13 protein-coding genes are annotated in these 14117 nt (G+C 63.9%); 3 read left to right on the forward strand and 10 right to left on the reverse strand.

Going from position 1 to position 14117, the window contains the following annotated elements; genetic code table 11:
• Positions 1 to 4: 4 nt before the first annotated feature.
• From KF712_11885 to KF712_11920, 8 genes are all read right to left on the reverse strand, one after another.
• Entirely contained in the window at positions 5 to 958 is a 954-nt protein-coding gene (locus KF712_11885; protein ID MBX3741685.1) for an NAD(P)-dependent oxidoreductase, read from the reverse strand.
• Positions 955 to 2253: a hypothetical protein gene (locus tag KF712_11890; GenBank protein ID MBX3741686.1), complete on the reverse strand. Its 1299-nt coding sequence runs from the start codon at positions 2251 to 2253 to the stop codon at positions 955 to 957. Before KF712_11890 ends, KF712_11885 begins: the two co-directional genes overlap by 4 nt.
• Positions 2246 to 3100 (reverse strand): MBL fold metallo-hydrolase, encoded by an 855-nt coding sequence (locus tag KF712_11895; GenBank protein ID MBX3741687.1) that lies wholly within the window; start codon positions 3098 to 3100, stop codon positions 2246 to 2248. Before KF712_11895 ends, KF712_11890 begins: the two co-directional genes overlap by 8 nt.
• Before the next feature lies 1 nt (position 3101).
• The gene (locus KF712_11900; GenBank protein MBX3741688.1) at positions 3102 to 4079 is read right to left on the reverse strand and encodes a hypothetical protein; all 978 of its coding nucleotides are present in this window, start codon (positions 4077 to 4079) and stop codon (positions 3102 to 3104) included.
• An 8-nt stretch (positions 4080 to 4087) separates the two neighbouring features.
• Positions 4088 to 4855, reverse strand: coding sequence for a glutaminyl-peptide cyclotransferase (locus tag KF712_11905; GenBank protein MBX3741689.1), 768 nt, complete (start codon positions 4853 to 4855; stop codon positions 4088 to 4090).
• Between the two features lie 17 nt (positions 4856 to 4872).
• Entirely contained in the window at positions 4873 to 6234 is a 1362-nt protein-coding gene (gene xseA / locus KF712_11910; GenBank protein ID MBX3741690.1) for an exodeoxyribonuclease VII large subunit, read from the reverse strand.
• Positions 6235 to 6544: 310 nt separating this feature from the next.
• Positions 6545 to 6841, reverse strand: coding sequence for a hypothetical protein (locus KF712_11915; protein ID MBX3741691.1), 297 nt, complete (start codon positions 6839 to 6841; stop codon positions 6545 to 6547).
• A 68-nt stretch (positions 6842 to 6909) separates the two neighbouring features.
• On the reverse strand, positions 6910 to 7926 hold the full coding sequence (locus tag KF712_11920; protein ID MBX3741692.1) for a ThuA domain-containing protein: 1017 nt from the start codon (positions 7924 to 7926) through the stop codon (positions 6910 to 6912).
• Between the two features lie 404 nt (positions 7927 to 8330).
• Between KF712_11920 and KF712_11925 the strand changes: the two genes are divergently transcribed.
• From KF712_11925 to KF712_11935, 3 genes are all read left to right on the forward strand, one after another.
• Positions 8331 to 9746, forward strand: coding sequence for a family 10 glycosylhydrolase (locus tag KF712_11925; protein ID MBX3741693.1), 1416 nt, complete (start codon positions 8331 to 8333; stop codon positions 9744 to 9746).
• Between the two features lie 26 nt (positions 9747 to 9772).
• Positions 9773 to 10186, forward strand: a complete 414-nt coding sequence (locus KF712_11930) for a hypothetical protein (protein ID MBX3741694.1) — start codon at positions 9773 to 9775, stop codon at positions 10184 to 10186.
• A gap of 117 nt (positions 10187 to 10303) precedes the next feature.
• Positions 10304 to 11494, forward strand: a complete 1191-nt coding sequence (locus KF712_11935; protein ID MBX3741695.1) for a hypothetical protein — start codon at positions 10304 to 10306, stop codon at positions 11492 to 11494.
• 153 nt (positions 11495 to 11647) lie between these two features.
• Here the strand turns inward: KF712_11935 and KF712_11940 are convergent, their stop codons facing one another.
• Positions 11648 to 12541: a hypothetical protein gene (locus KF712_11940; GenBank protein MBX3741696.1), complete on the reverse strand. Its 894-nt coding sequence runs from the start codon at positions 12539 to 12541 to the stop codon at positions 11648 to 11650.
• A gap of 31 nt (positions 12542 to 12572) precedes the next feature.
• Positions 12573 to 13988 (reverse strand): TonB-dependent receptor, encoded by a 1416-nt coding sequence (locus tag KF712_11945; GenBank protein MBX3741697.1) that lies wholly within the window; start codon positions 13986 to 13988, stop codon positions 12573 to 12575.
• Positions 13989 to 14117 lie beyond the last annotated feature (129 nt).

A 14117-nucleotide genomic window follows, 5' to 3' on the forward strand; every position in this document is an offset into this window, starting at 1 on the left:
GGGTTCAGGGCATCTGTTGTTTCTGCCAGCGGATGAACGCTTCGACCCCATCCTCCAGAGAGACGGCGGGCCGGCCCAGGACGCGCAGGGTCTTCGAGGCATCGAAGGTTTTCGAATACGCGAGCACGCCGATGCCGAAGCGGGTGATGGGTGGTTCTTTGCAAGGCATCATGATCTTATAAACCCATTCGATCGCTGTCGCCAGTTTCAGTGCGTTCTCACAGGTCATCGTCTTGTCCGGGAGCGCGATGCCGAGACGTCCGAAGATCTCCCACAGGAACGGCCCGATCTCGACCGGAGCGTCGTTCGTGAGGTTGAAGTCGCCTTCAATCCGCGGGTCCAGCGCGGCCCGCAGCATGTAGTCACAGAGGGAGCCGATGTGGATGAGATCCCCCCTCACCGGCGGCCCCTCCCGCAGGAAGCGGTACATCCTGCCCGCCCGGGCGGCGGCGAGGATGCGCGGGAACAATACCGTGTCCCCCTCCCCGAAGACGGCGCGCGGCCGGAGGACCACCACCCGGCCCGGGAACTTCCGCGCCGCCAGTTCGCCCTCGTATTTCGTGCGGGCATAGTGGTTCACGAAGTCCGGACCGATGGGTGTCTCCTCCGTCATCCCTTCCTGGTCCGCCTCCCGGTAGAAGACGGAGCTGGAGGATATGTAGATGAGGTGTTTCACGCCCTTCCGCACACAGAAATCCACCACATTCTCCGTGGCGGTCACGTTCTGGCGGCGGAACTCCTGCAAGGATCCCCATGGGGCGGATCTCGCCGCGGCATGGATGATCACATCCGGCGTCTGCTCCAGCTCCAGTGGCTTCGTGAGATCGCACGAGGTGTAGTTGGCCATGGCGAGCTTCCGGCGGCCGATGCCATGCACGCACACGTCCGGATGCCGTTCCGCCCAACGCATGAACGAACCGCCGACAAAACCGGACGCACCTGTGATGAGAATATTCATGTGAGGGAATGCAGCGGGGAGACACAGCGGATGCGGCGCCGCTTTTCGCCGCGAGGTTGGTCCGTCCATTCCGGAAAGGCCAGCCGCGGAGTGACCAGACCCAGTCTTGTGAAAAGACGGATCATCGCCTCCTCCACCGCGGCCCGCAGTGCGGGTGATGGGTCCTTGAGGAAAATCGCCAGTTCCCCGCCGCGCTGCTCGATCCGGTAGAAGTCCGGCGCATCGGGCATGGCATACAGGGCCTGCCGCAACACCTCCGGAAAGACCGGCTCCGGGAAGCGCAGGACTTCATCCGCACGGCCCTCGATACGGGCCAGCCGCAGCGCGGGATTTCCGCACGGGCACTCCCTTTCATCAGCCACCAGCACATCATCCAGACGGTGGCGGACAAAGACCTGTGCCGTCCGGGAAAAGTCCGTGATGACCGGATGGAACTTTGTCCGTTCCGCGTCCAGCCATTGTGGCTCGATGTGCAGCACCTCCTCGTTCAGGTGCAGCCGTCCTTCCCGGCAGGTGCAGGCCAGGAAGCCCTCCGTCGCCTGATAGATCTGCCCCGGTTCCACGCGGAAACGCGCGTGGATGATCTCCGCATCACGGTCGTCCAGCACCTCGGCCACAGAGATCACCTGCTGCGGATGGACGTCGAGGGGATCGATCCTGGCGAGCTCGGCAAGGACGGACGCGGGGGCGATCAGGATGTGCGGGCGGTGTGTTTCCAGATCATGCGCCAGATCCCCCAGCGGTTGCAGGAGGTCATAGAAGCGGAAATCAATGCGGCGGCTGGCCACCGTGCGGTAGAGGTTGCTGTCGGCGCGGAGGAAGAAAGCGATGCGGAGCGGCGTCCGCCAGAAGCTGAGTATCCTGACGAGCGATCTCCGCGAAAGCATCTTCGCCAGGATCATGCCCGCCCATTGTTCCCGCTCCTCCGGACTGACAAGGAACACGCCGCGCTTTCCGGACGTCCCGGAAGAAAGGCCGACCGTCACCCCGCCCGGCAGGACCGGGGAGAAGTCGCGCCGGGTCTCCGCCTCGAGCGCGACCGCCTCCGCCTCATGCAGATGGATGCCGTGCCGGTTGAGCGCGGCGAAGTTCCCCCGCATCGCCGCCTTGTCGATCACCGGCAGTGATTCCAAGACGGGAGTCTTTCCCTGATAGAAGGGCACCTCCTTCACCAGACGCACCAAGAAGGCATCCAGACGCGCTCGCTGCCACGCCAGCAGTGACGCCCGCGTGGGAAAACGCCTCAGCCAGCGCGCGGCAACGAAGTGCCGGAGGATGGACAGCGTTTCAGGCATGCACCACCTGCCGGGTGTTTCCATGCCGCTTCCAGGTGCTGGCACAGTGGGATGGGATGATGGTCACGGAGGGATCCGACCTGTGAAGGTCCGCCAGCCGGAAAAACGTCTCCGCGTAGCGCCGGCTGTCCGCGAACAACAGCTTCGTCACGCGGGACGGCAGCCGCCGCCGTTCCAGCGCCTCCATCTGCCAGCAGGCGTCGCCGATGAGGAAATTCCTTCCCTCCCCGGAGCGGAAGAGCAGGCCGAGCTGCGAGCGCGCGTGGCCGGGCAGCGGGATGCCCAGCAGGCTGGCATCGCCCGCGAGATCGTACGCCTCATTGAAGCCCGCCAGACGTGGATCCACCACCGCCTGGTCCTCCGCCCATGAGACGCGGCTTTCGAAGTCATCCGGCAGCAGCTTCGTGAGAAACGCTCCGCGCAACCGGGCGAAGCGACCTTTCCCCCGCATCTCGCTGAACTCGTCACGGGTGGCGATGAAGCGCGCCTTCGGGAAATCCCGCAGCCCCGCGACATGGTCCGCATGGAAATGGGAGATGATGATGGAGCCGATCTGCTCCGGGCGGATGTTCCGCTGCTCCAGTTGGTGGATCAGCTCCTCCTCCGGTGGTAGCGCAGGCGGCGTGATCATCCGGTAGAGGCACTCCGGGAAGGTGCGGGTCGCCTCCCAGAAATGGCGGGAGTAGCCGGTATCATAAAGCACGTAACCCAGCGACGGATGTTTCATCAGTCCGACGAGCGCGGGGAACTCGATGGACTTGAAACGGCCACCGCGCATCGCCACGCACTCCGGATGGGTGCAGTGCCCCACCCTCAGCAGGTCGAAGGAAATCGGTTCTACGGTCATCTTAGTAGATCATCACGGTTCCGCCGATGGTGACACCCGCTCCGGACCCGAGCAACAGGATCTTCGCCCCGCGCGGGATGCGCCCGCCGGCCAGTCCATGGTGCAGGGCGGTGGGCAATGACGCGCCCACCTGGTTCCCGTGGTCCGCGGAGATGTCCACCATTTTCCCCGCATGGATGTCCAGGGTGCGGATGATGTGCTTCAGCGCCAGCGGGCTGGCCTGGTGCGGCACCACCAGATCGATCTCATCCATGGTCACGCCCGCCGCCGCCAGCAACCGCTCAACGAAGCCCGGCAGCTCCTTCGCCACCAGGGCGTAGAGCGGCTTCGGCGACATGCCAAAGAACGCGCCCGCATTCGAGTCCGGCGTGCGGCGGTGGAAGCGCGAGCCGCCATCTGGGATGCGGCAGAAGTCCACGCCATCGGAAAGGGTGATGCTCTCCGTCGCGAGGATCGCCGAGCTTTCACCCGCCTCCGCGGGCCCCAACAGGCAGGCCGCCGCACCATCGCCGAACAAGCCGCCGACTTTCAGGTCCGTGCGGTCCGCGGTGAAGGTGGAGACATCCGCAGAAACGACCATCACCCGGCGGAAACGTCCCACGGCGATGAGCGCGGAACAGACATCCAGCGCGGCGATGAAAGACATGCAGCTCGCCCCGACGTCAAAGGTGGTCGTGCGCTTTCCGCCCAGGCCCAGTTCGGCGTGGATCATCGCGGCATTGTAGGGCAGCGCTTGGTCCATCGTCGCGGAGGCGGCCACCAGCGCGTCCACGTCATCCCAGCCGAGGCCGGCGGTCTCCAGCGCGGCACGGCAGGCATCCGCCGCCAGGGATGCGGCGGTTTCCGTGGTCGAGATGGCACGCGAGCGGATGCCGGTCGCCTTGAAGCTCGCCCCGTCCGCCAGGCCCAGCGCGCGGTCCAGGTCTCCGTCCGTCAGGCGGGCCGGTGGCACCACCGCCGCGGTCGAGAGGAGTTTCACCCGCCGCGTCATGGCTTCAGCTTGATCTCGAACATGCTCGGCCAGTACTTGCCCGTCACCAGCAGGTGGCCGGTCTCCTCATCATGGGCGACACCGTTGAGCACTTCCGCCCGGTTGGGCGTGGGAAGCTGGGAGCGGAGCGCGGAGAGGTCCAGCCAGCCGGTCACCTGCCCGCTCTCCGGATCGATCCGCGCGATGCGGTTGGTCATGTAGACGTTCGCGAACACGGAGCCGTTGATGTATTCCAGCTCGTTCAGGAGCTTCACGGGCCGGCCCTGATCCGTCACCGTGACGGTTCTCTTCACGGCCATGTCCTTCGGGTCGCGGAACTTCAGCGCGTCGCTGCCGTCGCTCATGATGAGGTGCTTCCCATCCGTGGTGAGTCCCCAGCCCTCGCCTTCGAAGGTATGGGTGCGCAGGGTACGGAAAGTCGCCGGATCCAGGACAAAGGCGGTCTTTTCCTTCCACGTGAGCACCCACAGCTCGCCGTTCATCAGGGTCATGCCTTCGCCGAACACTTCCGCCGGGAGGCTGCGGCGTTTCAGCACCGCTCCGGTTTTCCGGTCCACCTCGCGCACGGAGGATTTCGAATAATGGCCGGTGCTTTCCAGCAACCTGCCGCCGGTGAGCTGCAGGCCCTGAGTGTAGGCATCCACATCATGTGGCACCACGGCCACCACTTCATAGGACAGAGTCTCCGGGACGGCGTCCTTCTTCGCGCATCCGGCGATGGCCAACACCAGCGCCGCCGCGCTCCATTTCAAAAGCGATCTCATTTCAATCATTCGGAAAGTCATTTCTCCACGCGGCTGGCCACTTCGCCATCCGCCAGTTTCGTTCTCAGCAAGCTGCCGGGCGCCACTTCCTTCGTGGAACGGATCACCCCGCCATGTTCATCCAGCGTGATGGAGAATCCGCGCTGGAAGGCGGACTCCGGTCCCAGCGCGCGCAGCAGGCCACGCAGGACATCCAGACGCCGCGAATGGTGCGCGACGCCGTCCCCGCCCAGCCGCTCCAGCCTCGCACGCAGCATTTCCAGCTTCTCCTGCCTGCGCTCCAGAACCTTCGCCGGGTGGATGGTGCGGTGGGTGTTCTTCGCCTCCGTGTAGCGCATGGCCGCGGTCCTCAATCCCTGCACCGCCGCCGACCGCAGCCGGGTCCGCAGACCATCCAGCCGCATGACCGGCTCCCGCAGCAGGCTCTCACCATCCCGCCTCAGCGCGCCGCGTTTCAACCCCGCCAGGAACCGCTCCGCGGAAAGCAGCCGCTCCGCCGTGATCCGGCCGAGCCTGCGCCGCGCCTGCGCCAGCTTCATCGCCAGTTCCGCGCCATCGGGCACAGCCAGCTCCGCCGCCGCGCTGGGCGTGGGCGCACGCAGGTCCGCCACGAAGTCCGCGATGGTGAAATCAATCTCATGCCCCACCGCGGAGATGACCGACAGCGGGCAGGCCGCGATCGCCCGGGCGACGATCTCCTCGTTGAAATTCCACAGGTCCTCGAGCGATCCGCCGCCGCGCCCGACAATGAGCACATCACAGCGCGGGTAGCCGTATTTCTCCGGCTCACCCATTTTCCTGATCGCCTCCGCGATTTCCCGCTCCGCCCCGCGCCCCTGCACCCGCACCGGGAACAGAACCGGCTGCACCCACGGCGCGCGCCGGCCCAACACGTTCAGGATGTCACGGATCGCCGCGCCCGTGTCCGATGTGACGATCCCCACCACCCGGGGAAATTTCGGGATCGGCTTCTTCCGGGCGGCATCGAAAAGGCCCTCGTCGGCCAGTTTGCGTTTCAATGCCTCGAACCGTGCCTGGAGGTCACCCGCTCCGGATTTCTCGACTTTCTGGACGATGATCTGGAGCGTGCCGCGGGCTTCATAAACGGTGGCTTCCGCGAAAGCCCGGATCTTCACCCCATCCTCCATCACCTCCGCGCCCGGCTTCCGCTTCGCGCCGAACATGGCGCACTGGATCTGCGCGCCGTCATCTTTCAGCGAGAAATACCAATGCCCGCTCGCCTGTTTCTTGAAGTTCGAGATTTCCCCCTCCACCCACACCTCGCCGACGCCGCTCTCCAGGACATTCTTCATCCGCCGCAGCAACTGCGTGACGGAAAGCGCCTTCGGCTCCGGCCGGGGTTTTGAGAAAAGATCCACGGCGGAAAGGATGCCTCCGCGAAAGGAAATATCCAGCGGGGAAATCCTCCGCCCAAGGTCGCTTTATTTCGGGAAAACGGAAGGGCGTGGAAGCCCTGCCGATCCCAAGCTGCAGGACGGCTCCATCTGCGGCGTTGGCAGGGACCGCATTCCATGCGGTCCGGCGGGGGACGGCGGAGGCTATCCCATGATGCCCCATGGATTGCGGCATCTCCGCAGGTGATGGGGTGGCGCGGGACGACAAGGATGGGACCGGCGGAGCAGCATCGGCTTGCCCCCTCCTGACCGCATGGAATGCGGTCCCTGCCACCTATCGCGGCATCCAGGATCCGTCCTCGTCGCGGAACCACAGCTCGACATCATCGTCCGGGTTCGATCCGTCGCGGGATTTGCGGATCCTGACGTCGTCCTTCTGCCGGTCCACATGCCAGACCTCGCCGTCTTCCTTGCCGCCACGGGCATCGGCGATCTGCTGGACGGTGGTCAGCGACAGCTTCGACCGGCGGTTGACGTGGATCTCATCCGTTTCATCGGAAACATTGATGGGATGCCTCAGGGAGCATCCGGCGACGAAAAACAACGACAGCAAACCGGGGAGAAACTTCACGCCACCGGCATAACACCTCCTGCCAGGAAGGCAACCATGGCCCTCCGCATCAGTTCCGGGAACGGCCATCACTTCAGATCCGCGGCTTTCACGCCTTTCTTGAATCCGTCGAAGGAATACTTGGTCGGGGTGAAATCACCGACGATGGTGACATCCGCCTTTTCCGGAACGGACTCACCGAGGCCCCAGAGGACGGAGTTCACGACGAGGCGGCGGAGCCCTTCGTTCACCAGGTCACTGGCGGAACCCATGGTGGTCGTCATGACCTTGTTGGTGGTGCCGGCTTCGTTCTTCACCTCGCGGCTCCAGGCGACGGGCATCGCCGGATCGTTGATGGGTTGCTTCTGCTTGTCCGTGGCGCGGGCTTTCTCACCCTCCAGCGGCTTCCCGTCCTTTTCCATGTTCTCCAGCACCAGACCGCGGAGCAGGATGGTGGCGTCCTGCGGCGGGTAGGCTTCATAGACGTCGGTGTCGCCGAAAACATCGGACACTCCGTTGAGCAGCGGGTTCTTCCCCGCGCCGACCTCGACCACGCCGCGGGTGGCCTGCTTGCCATGGGAACCCCAGTGGGTCACCCAGGTTTCACCGAGCACTTTTTTCCCGAATCCGCCCTGGTTGTTCCAGGACCACGTGGTCCACGGGCTGTCCTTCGGGAAGTTGAAGGCATGGGTGCTGGTGCGCAGCGCGACGATGCCGACACCGCGGTTCACCGCTCCTTCGAATTTCTTCATGGCATCATCCGGCCAGTGGCGGAAACGCAGTCCGAGCACGACGACGTCCGCGGAGTCCAGAGCCTCCGGCTTGCCGAGCGAGCCGCCCGCTTTCGGGTCGATGACACCATCACCGCTGTAGGAAAAAAGGACGGTCGCTTTGATGCCGTGGCGCTCGCTGAGGATCTTCGCCAGCATGGGCAGGGATTCCTCCGAGCGGTATTCCTCATCACCCGCGAGCAGGACGACTTCCTTGCCCTGTTTGATGTCGCCTTTCGGTTCATAGGTGATCCAGCCCGGGCCGGACTCGGCATGGAGGGCGGAAAGCGTGGCGAGGGAGAGGAAAGCGGTCGTGGAGAAAAGGTTCATCTTCATGATCTTGGAACATCCCTACCAACCGGCCACAAGCAATCTTTCGGTCGTCCGGCCCGAGTGACAGCAATAACCGTGGGTTCACCGGCGCGGCATGTGGGAACCCATCCACATCACAGATGAAACCAACATTTCCAGGAAGCAAAGGTGAGGATGACCACTGATTGCACTGATTTACTGATTGGGCTTAAAAAGCACATGCCAGGGGTTGATTCATCGGGGAAGGAAATCACCCTGCCGTTGGTTGCCCCGTTTCCGGAAAGTCTCCGGATCATACCAGATCATCCTCTTGAATCAGTAAATCAGTGCAATCAGTGGTCATCCCCTTCCAACAGCGGGAAGCCGCATGGTTTTTCCATCAGCCACCGCAGCTTGCCCCGGGTGGCGAATGAGGCCATACTCAGCCCATGTTCCGTCTGGCAGCCGTATTTTTCCTCATCACCGCCGCTTTTTCCTCCGCCCAGAACTACGCCCCGGTGGATGTGAAGCCGCCGCCATTCCCCCGTGAGTTCCGAGCGGCGTGGATCGCCACGGTCCATAACATCGACTGGCCCAGCGCGAAGGGCCTGTCCGCGGGAGCGCAGCAGGCGGAGATGCGGAACATGCTGGACCGCCTCGCCAGCCTGAAGATCAACGCCGTGATCTTCCAGGTCCGGCCTCAGTGCGATGCCCTCTACCTTTCCAGCATCGAACCATGGTCGTCCTTCCTGACGGGAAAGATGGGCGCGAATCCCGGCTACGATCCGCTGGCATTCACCATCCGAGAGGCGCATGCGAGGGGTATCGAGGTGCATGCCTGGTTCAATCCGTTCCGCGCGCTGACCAGCTCCTCGCAGGCGGTGTCCGGCAACCACGTGACTCGTTCCGCGCCACACATCACGAAAAAATTCGGCTCCATGGTGTGGTGTGATCCGGCACTGCCGGAAACGCGGACCCGCGCGCTCAACGTGATCATGGATGTGGTGAAACGCTACGACATCGATGGCGTCCACCTGGACGACTACTTCTATCCCTACCCGTCCGGCGGCCTGCGCTTCGCCGATGGAAAGTCCCCGGCGGAACGGCGCGGCTACGTGGATTCGTTCGTGAACAACCTGTATGCGGCGGTGAAGCGGCAGAAGCCATGGGTGCGCGTGGGCATCAGTCCGTTCGGCATCTGGCGGCCCGGTGTGCCGGAAGGCATCGAGGCAGGGATTGATTCCTATGAGCAGCTCGCCGGTGACTCCCGGAAATGGCTGAAGAACGGCTGGGTGGACTACCTGGCACCGCAGCTCTACTGGCGGGAACAGCCGCGGAAGCAAAGTTTCTCCCACCTCCTTTCCTGGTGGCGGCAGCAGGGCAGCCGCCCGGTCTGGCCGGGCATCGCCACCTCCCGCATCAACTCATCGGAGGATCCGGGCCGCCCGGCATCGGAAATCACCAGCCAGATCGACACCAGCCGCCGCATCGGCCGGAACTGGAACGGCCACATCCACTGGAGCGCGAAGTCGCTGGTGAAGAACCAGGGCGGCATCGCCACACGGCTCGCCGGCACCTACACCCAGCCCGCCGCCGTGCCGCCGATGCCATGGATCAACAACAAGCTGCCCGCCGCGCCGGGCGTGGCCTCATCCGTGAGCGGAAATGGCACCTTCATCCGCTGGGTGCCGGCCAACGGCACGGCCCGGGTGCTGGTGCAGACGCGCAGTGGCGGCCAATGGCGCGTGGTGGGCGTCTTCCCCGCCGGCCACAAGGGCATCACCACCCAGCGGGCGGATGTCGTGGCGGTCACCGCGCTCGACCGTTACGGAAATGCCAGCGCGCCGAAGGTGCTGGGCCTGTGATGGAGGCTGATGATTTCCCCGCCCACATGAATCCCGCCAACCCCTACGCCACCCCTGCGTCCTCCGCTGCCGCCGATCCGGTGTCTTTCTCCGCGTTCGGAGAGCTGGTGAAGGGATGGGAAAAGCTCCGGCTGCTCTACAACGGCATGTTGCTCCTGCCCGGCATCGGCGTGCTGGCGGTTGCCTTCTCACGCGATTCCATGCCACTCCCGCTCGCCATCACCAGCGGGTTGCTGTGCGGGCTGGGTGCCAACGCCGCGTTTTTCGGAGGGCCGCTGGCCGAGCTTTACCTGCGGGCGGTCCTGTTCCGCGGAGAGCCGAAGCCGTGGTTGCGGAAGGGGCTTTTCTGCGGGGGATGCTTCCTGTCCTTCGTCGCCATGGGCCTGTTCCTGCTCGGTGTCCTGCTGGAGCCGATGATGCTCTCCGGGCAGCCGATGTGATCCGGCGAAGCGCCGCCGGGACCACCCTCCCCGCAACCCGCCGCCATTTTCCGGCAAGAACCCGTCACTGAATCCCGTTGAGAAACGGTGACAGCCCGTTACCTTCGAACCCTGCCCATGAAACCTCTTCCGATCCTCCTTTCCTCCCTGATGGCGCTCCAAGGCCTCGCCCACGCGGACAAAGCTCCAGCCGAAAAGGCTCCGGAGGAGACCTCCGCCAAAGAAAAGGCCGAAGAGGCTGCCACCGACGAAGCCGCGACGAAGGTGCCTAAGGAGGAGAAATCCACCGGCCATGTCTTCGCCTGGCCTTTCATCGAGTGGAAGGAAATGGTGCCCCGCGGCGGCACCTCGAAGGGAGCGGACGTCACGCTGGCCCCCGGCGCGAAGGACGCCTGGAAGAAGCTCAATGAGCCGGGCCTTTCCAAGTTCGAGCAGGACCGGCGGGCCATCCTGGCCATGGCGGGGAACTACCGCGTGGGCTTCGACTTCATCGAATCGCTCGGCTTCAAAGAGGAGTTCAAACCGATGCGCCCTTATTTTTCATGGGCCACGGAGCACGTGATGGTGCTGGAGGATAGGGGTGAGTTCATCAGCCTCCAGCACTCGCTGGTGATGTATTTCAAGGACAAGGACGGCAAGGAACAGGGACCGCACGTGATGAAACACTGGCGGCAGGACTGGACCTGGCAGGACAAAGAGCTGCAGGAGTTCACCGGCAACAGGACGTGGAAAAAGACCGCCGCCGCCCGCCCGGAGGGCCGTTGGTCACAGGCGGTCTATCAGGTGGACGACTCCCCGCGCTACGAGGTGATGGGCGGCTGGACCCACGATGGCGTGCTGCACAGTTGGCAGAGCGACAACTGCCCGCGCCCCCTGCCCCGCCGCGAACACTCCGTGCGGAAGGACTACAACGTGCTGGAGGGCTTCCATGAAATCACCATCACCCCCAACGGCTGGGTGCACCTCCAGAACAACCGCAAGCTGCAGGTGGACCCGGACGGCAAGCGCACCTACCTGGGCGCCGAGCTGGGGGTGAACCGCTACGAGGAGATCACCAAGCCGGAGCTGGCCCCCGCCTTCAACAAATACTGGGAGAAGACCAACGCCTACTGGAAGGACGTGCGGGACACCTGGACGAAGACAATGGCGGACCGCGCCACATTCACCCTCCGTGACGAGGACGATGACGGCGGCAAGCTCTACGCCGAGCACTTCGAATACGCGGGCGAACTGGAAAAGGCTGACAAACAGGACCCCGCCGCGAACCTGAAGCACGCGCAGGAAACCATCTCCAAATTCCTCGAGTAAGGAAGGGCGGACATTTCGGCGGAGCCGCAATGTCCGCTGATGCCCTTCCTGTCCACCGGCTGCAATGAGCGAACCCATCTTGCAAGCCATCCAGTTCCCCTCCGTGCCGTATTTCGCCAATGCCACCGTGCGACAAGAGTGCCGCCCCTTTTCTCACCTCCGGTATTCCACGATCCTCTTGTCCCCTCTCTCCGAGACCAGGGTCAGGGTCTTCCCATCCCGGGAAAACGCCACGGACTCCGCCTGCGCCATGCCATGCGGGGATAGGATCACCGGTGCCTTCGCGAAGGCCTCACCCCAGCTTTCCTTTCCGCTCCGCGGGAAAAGGAACACGCCGTAGTAGCTGACCAGCACCCCCATGGATCCATCACGCGCCAGATCCATCCCGGTCGGCTGGGCGATGTAAGGGAGCATCGGCACGCCCTTTGGCGGAGCCACCGTCGTTTCCCCCAACCGCTTCGCCACCACCACACCGTCTTTCGGGCGCAGCGGCATCTCATACACCACGGGCGGCTTCGTCCGCTTGCTGACGAGGATGACCTTTCCCACCCGCGCGTCCACGGCGACGGATTCGCAATCCCTCGGCCCGTCCTCGAAGCTGAACGGGATCTTCCACGCCACCTTCACGGTGCCGGAGAGTTTTTCCCCCTCCTTTGGCAAAGCGGGCTCCTCCACCACATACAACACGCAGTCATTCCGCCGGGACAGGTTGTCCCCGCTGTCCGCGATGAGCAGGTAGGGCTTCCCGTCCAGTTCGAACGACGAGAGGTCCTCCCAATCCACATTCACCGCTCCCTCCACCCTCACCTGGCCATGGTCCACGCCATCTTTCCCGAACAGGTGCAGGTCAGCCTGCGCCCCGCTGTCGTTGACGATCCACATGAAACCGGCGTCACGCGATGATACCGCCAGCCCGCTGGCCTCCGCCACCGCCCCGGACTGGATGGAGGCCGAAGGCTCCGCACGGACAAAGGCGACCTCATCCGCGAACGCGCCGCCCGCGAACATCATCCCGACGACAATCCATGGAAAATTCCTCCGGTTCATGGGCCGAGCATCCCCATCCGCGGGGGAAAGCTCAAGGCTTGTAACTGAAGAATCCGCGCCGCTTGATCATCGCGGCCACCTCCACCGGGACCATGCTTTCCCACTCGTCATCCCCGCTGGCGATTTTCTTCAGCACGTCGCGGGAGAAGATTTTCAGATACGCCTCATTGTAGTTGTCCAGCGCCACGAAGCTCCCGCGGTCCTGGAGGTAGCCGTAGAGTTTCCGCAGTTCCGGAGCCACCAGCAGATCCTCCACGGTGGTCAGCTTGCCCAGCATCTGGTCGAACAAGGGATAGACGTAGAGCTTCAGCTCGTTTTTGAACAACCTGCCGAACGATTCCAGGATGCCGCCGGGGAGCTGCGTATAGTATTTCTCCTCGAACAGCTCCACCATGCTGGGCACCCCCATCACGATGCCGATGCGTTCCTTCGTCCGCCACGCCAGATAGGCGGCGAGACGGTAGTATTCGAAATAGTCGGAAATGAGCACCGTCATCCCGCAGGCGGCCAGCAGGTCGGCCCGTGCGAGGAAATCCCGGCGGTCCACGTCATCCCCGCCCGCCAGCAGGTTGCGCATCGTCAGCTCATAGATGGGCAGGATGGTCTTTCCCACCACCTGCGGTTCCTTGCTGAACTTCTCCAGCGCACACTGCAGCATGTCCACATTCACGTTCGTCGGCGGGCGGAAGCTGCCGCGTTCCACCAGCACGGCCTTCTTGTAGAGCACCTCGGACGGTTGCAGCACCTGGCCGCTGGGGTCGAACATGGCGGCGCCGCTGAGTCCCAGTTGCACCAGCTTCAGCGCGATGAGCCGGTTGTCCACCGCACGGAACTCGATGCCCCGGAACTCGATGACGTCGATCTCGATCCGGCCCGTGGTCAGTTGGTCCAGCAGGCTTTCCACCAGCTTCTCCGGCTCATGGTGGAGGAAAAACGCGCCGTAGAGCAGGTTCACACCCACCACGCCCAGGGCTTCCTGTTGCAGCGCGGCCTCCGTGTCGAGCATCCGCACGTGGATCAGGATCTGGCTCGCCTCGTCATTCGGGCGGGACTGGAACTTCACGCCCATCCATCCGTGGCATTCGTTGCCGCCCTTGAAACTGCGGGCCACCACCGTGTCCGCGAAGGCGAAGAAAGCGGTGGAGTCGCCGCGCTTCTCGCTCAGGCGCTCCAGGTTCAGGCCGAACTCCAGGTCCAGCATCGCCTGCACCCGGCCTTTGGAAACATAGCGCTCGCTGCCGCCATAGATGGCGTCGCTGACCACCATGTCATAGGCGGACATGCTCTTCGCCACCGTGCCTGCCGCGCCACCCACGCGGAAAAACCACCGCACCACCTCCTGCCCCGCACCGATCTCCGCGAAGGTTCCATACCAGCGCGGGTCCAGGTTCACCTTCAGCGCCTTGAAGTGGGTATCCAGCGCCTCATCCCGTTCATTCAGACTCATCCCTCACCTCCACTGCTGACACCTTGATCCTGAGCATGCGATCCCATGCCGGACTCCTAGCAACATTCACGCCAGCCCGCAACCCCCGCAACGCTTCTCCGTTGACCTGCACCGGTGGAATCGGTTGCA

Source organism: Akkermansiaceae bacterium, from assembly GCA_019634595.1.
Classification (GTDB): domain Bacteria; phylum Verrucomicrobiota; class Verrucomicrobiia; order Verrucomicrobiales; family Akkermansiaceae; genus Luteolibacter.

What these genes read in the sequence shown, in the direction of transcription:
- KF712_11885 (MBX3741685.1), bottom strand. Translation starts at nt 958, where the DNA reads ATGAATATTCTCATCACAGGTGCGTCCGGTTTTGTCGGCGGTTCGTTC.
- KF712_11890 (MBX3741686.1), bottom strand. Translation starts at nt 2,253, where the DNA reads ATGCCTGAAACGCTGTCCATCCTCCGGCACTTCGTTGCCGCGCGCTGG.
- KF712_11895 (MBX3741687.1), bottom strand. Translation starts at nt 3,100, where the DNA reads ATGACCGTAGAACCGATTTCCTTCGACCTGCTGAGGGTGGGGCACTGC.
- KF712_11905 (MBX3741689.1), bottom strand. Translation starts at nt 4,855, where the DNA reads ATGAGATCGCTTTTGAAATGGAGCGCGGCGGCGCTGGTGTTGGCCATC.
- KF712_11920 (MBX3741692.1), bottom strand. Translation starts at nt 7,926, where the DNA reads ATGAAGATGAACCTTTTCTCCACGACCGCTTTCCTCTCCCTCGCCACG.
- KF712_11925 (MBX3741693.1), top strand. Translation starts at nt 8,331, where the DNA reads ATGTTCCGTCTGGCAGCCGTATTTTTCCTCATCACCGCCGCTTTTTCC.
- KF712_11930 (MBX3741694.1), top strand. Translation starts at nt 9,773, where the DNA reads ATGAATCCCGCCAACCCCTACGCCACCCCTGCGTCCTCCGCTGCCGCC.
- KF712_11935 (MBX3741695.1), top strand. Translation starts at nt 10,304, where the DNA reads ATGAAACCTCTTCCGATCCTCCTTTCCTCCCTGATGGCGCTCCAAGGC.
- KF712_11940 (MBX3741696.1), bottom strand. Translation starts at nt 12,541, where the DNA reads ATGAACCGGAGGAATTTTCCATGGATTGTCGTCGGGATGATGTTCGCG.
- KF712_11945 (MBX3741697.1), bottom strand. Translation starts at nt 13,988, where the DNA reads ATGAGTCTGAATGAACGGGATGAGGCGCTGGATACCCACTTCAAGGCG.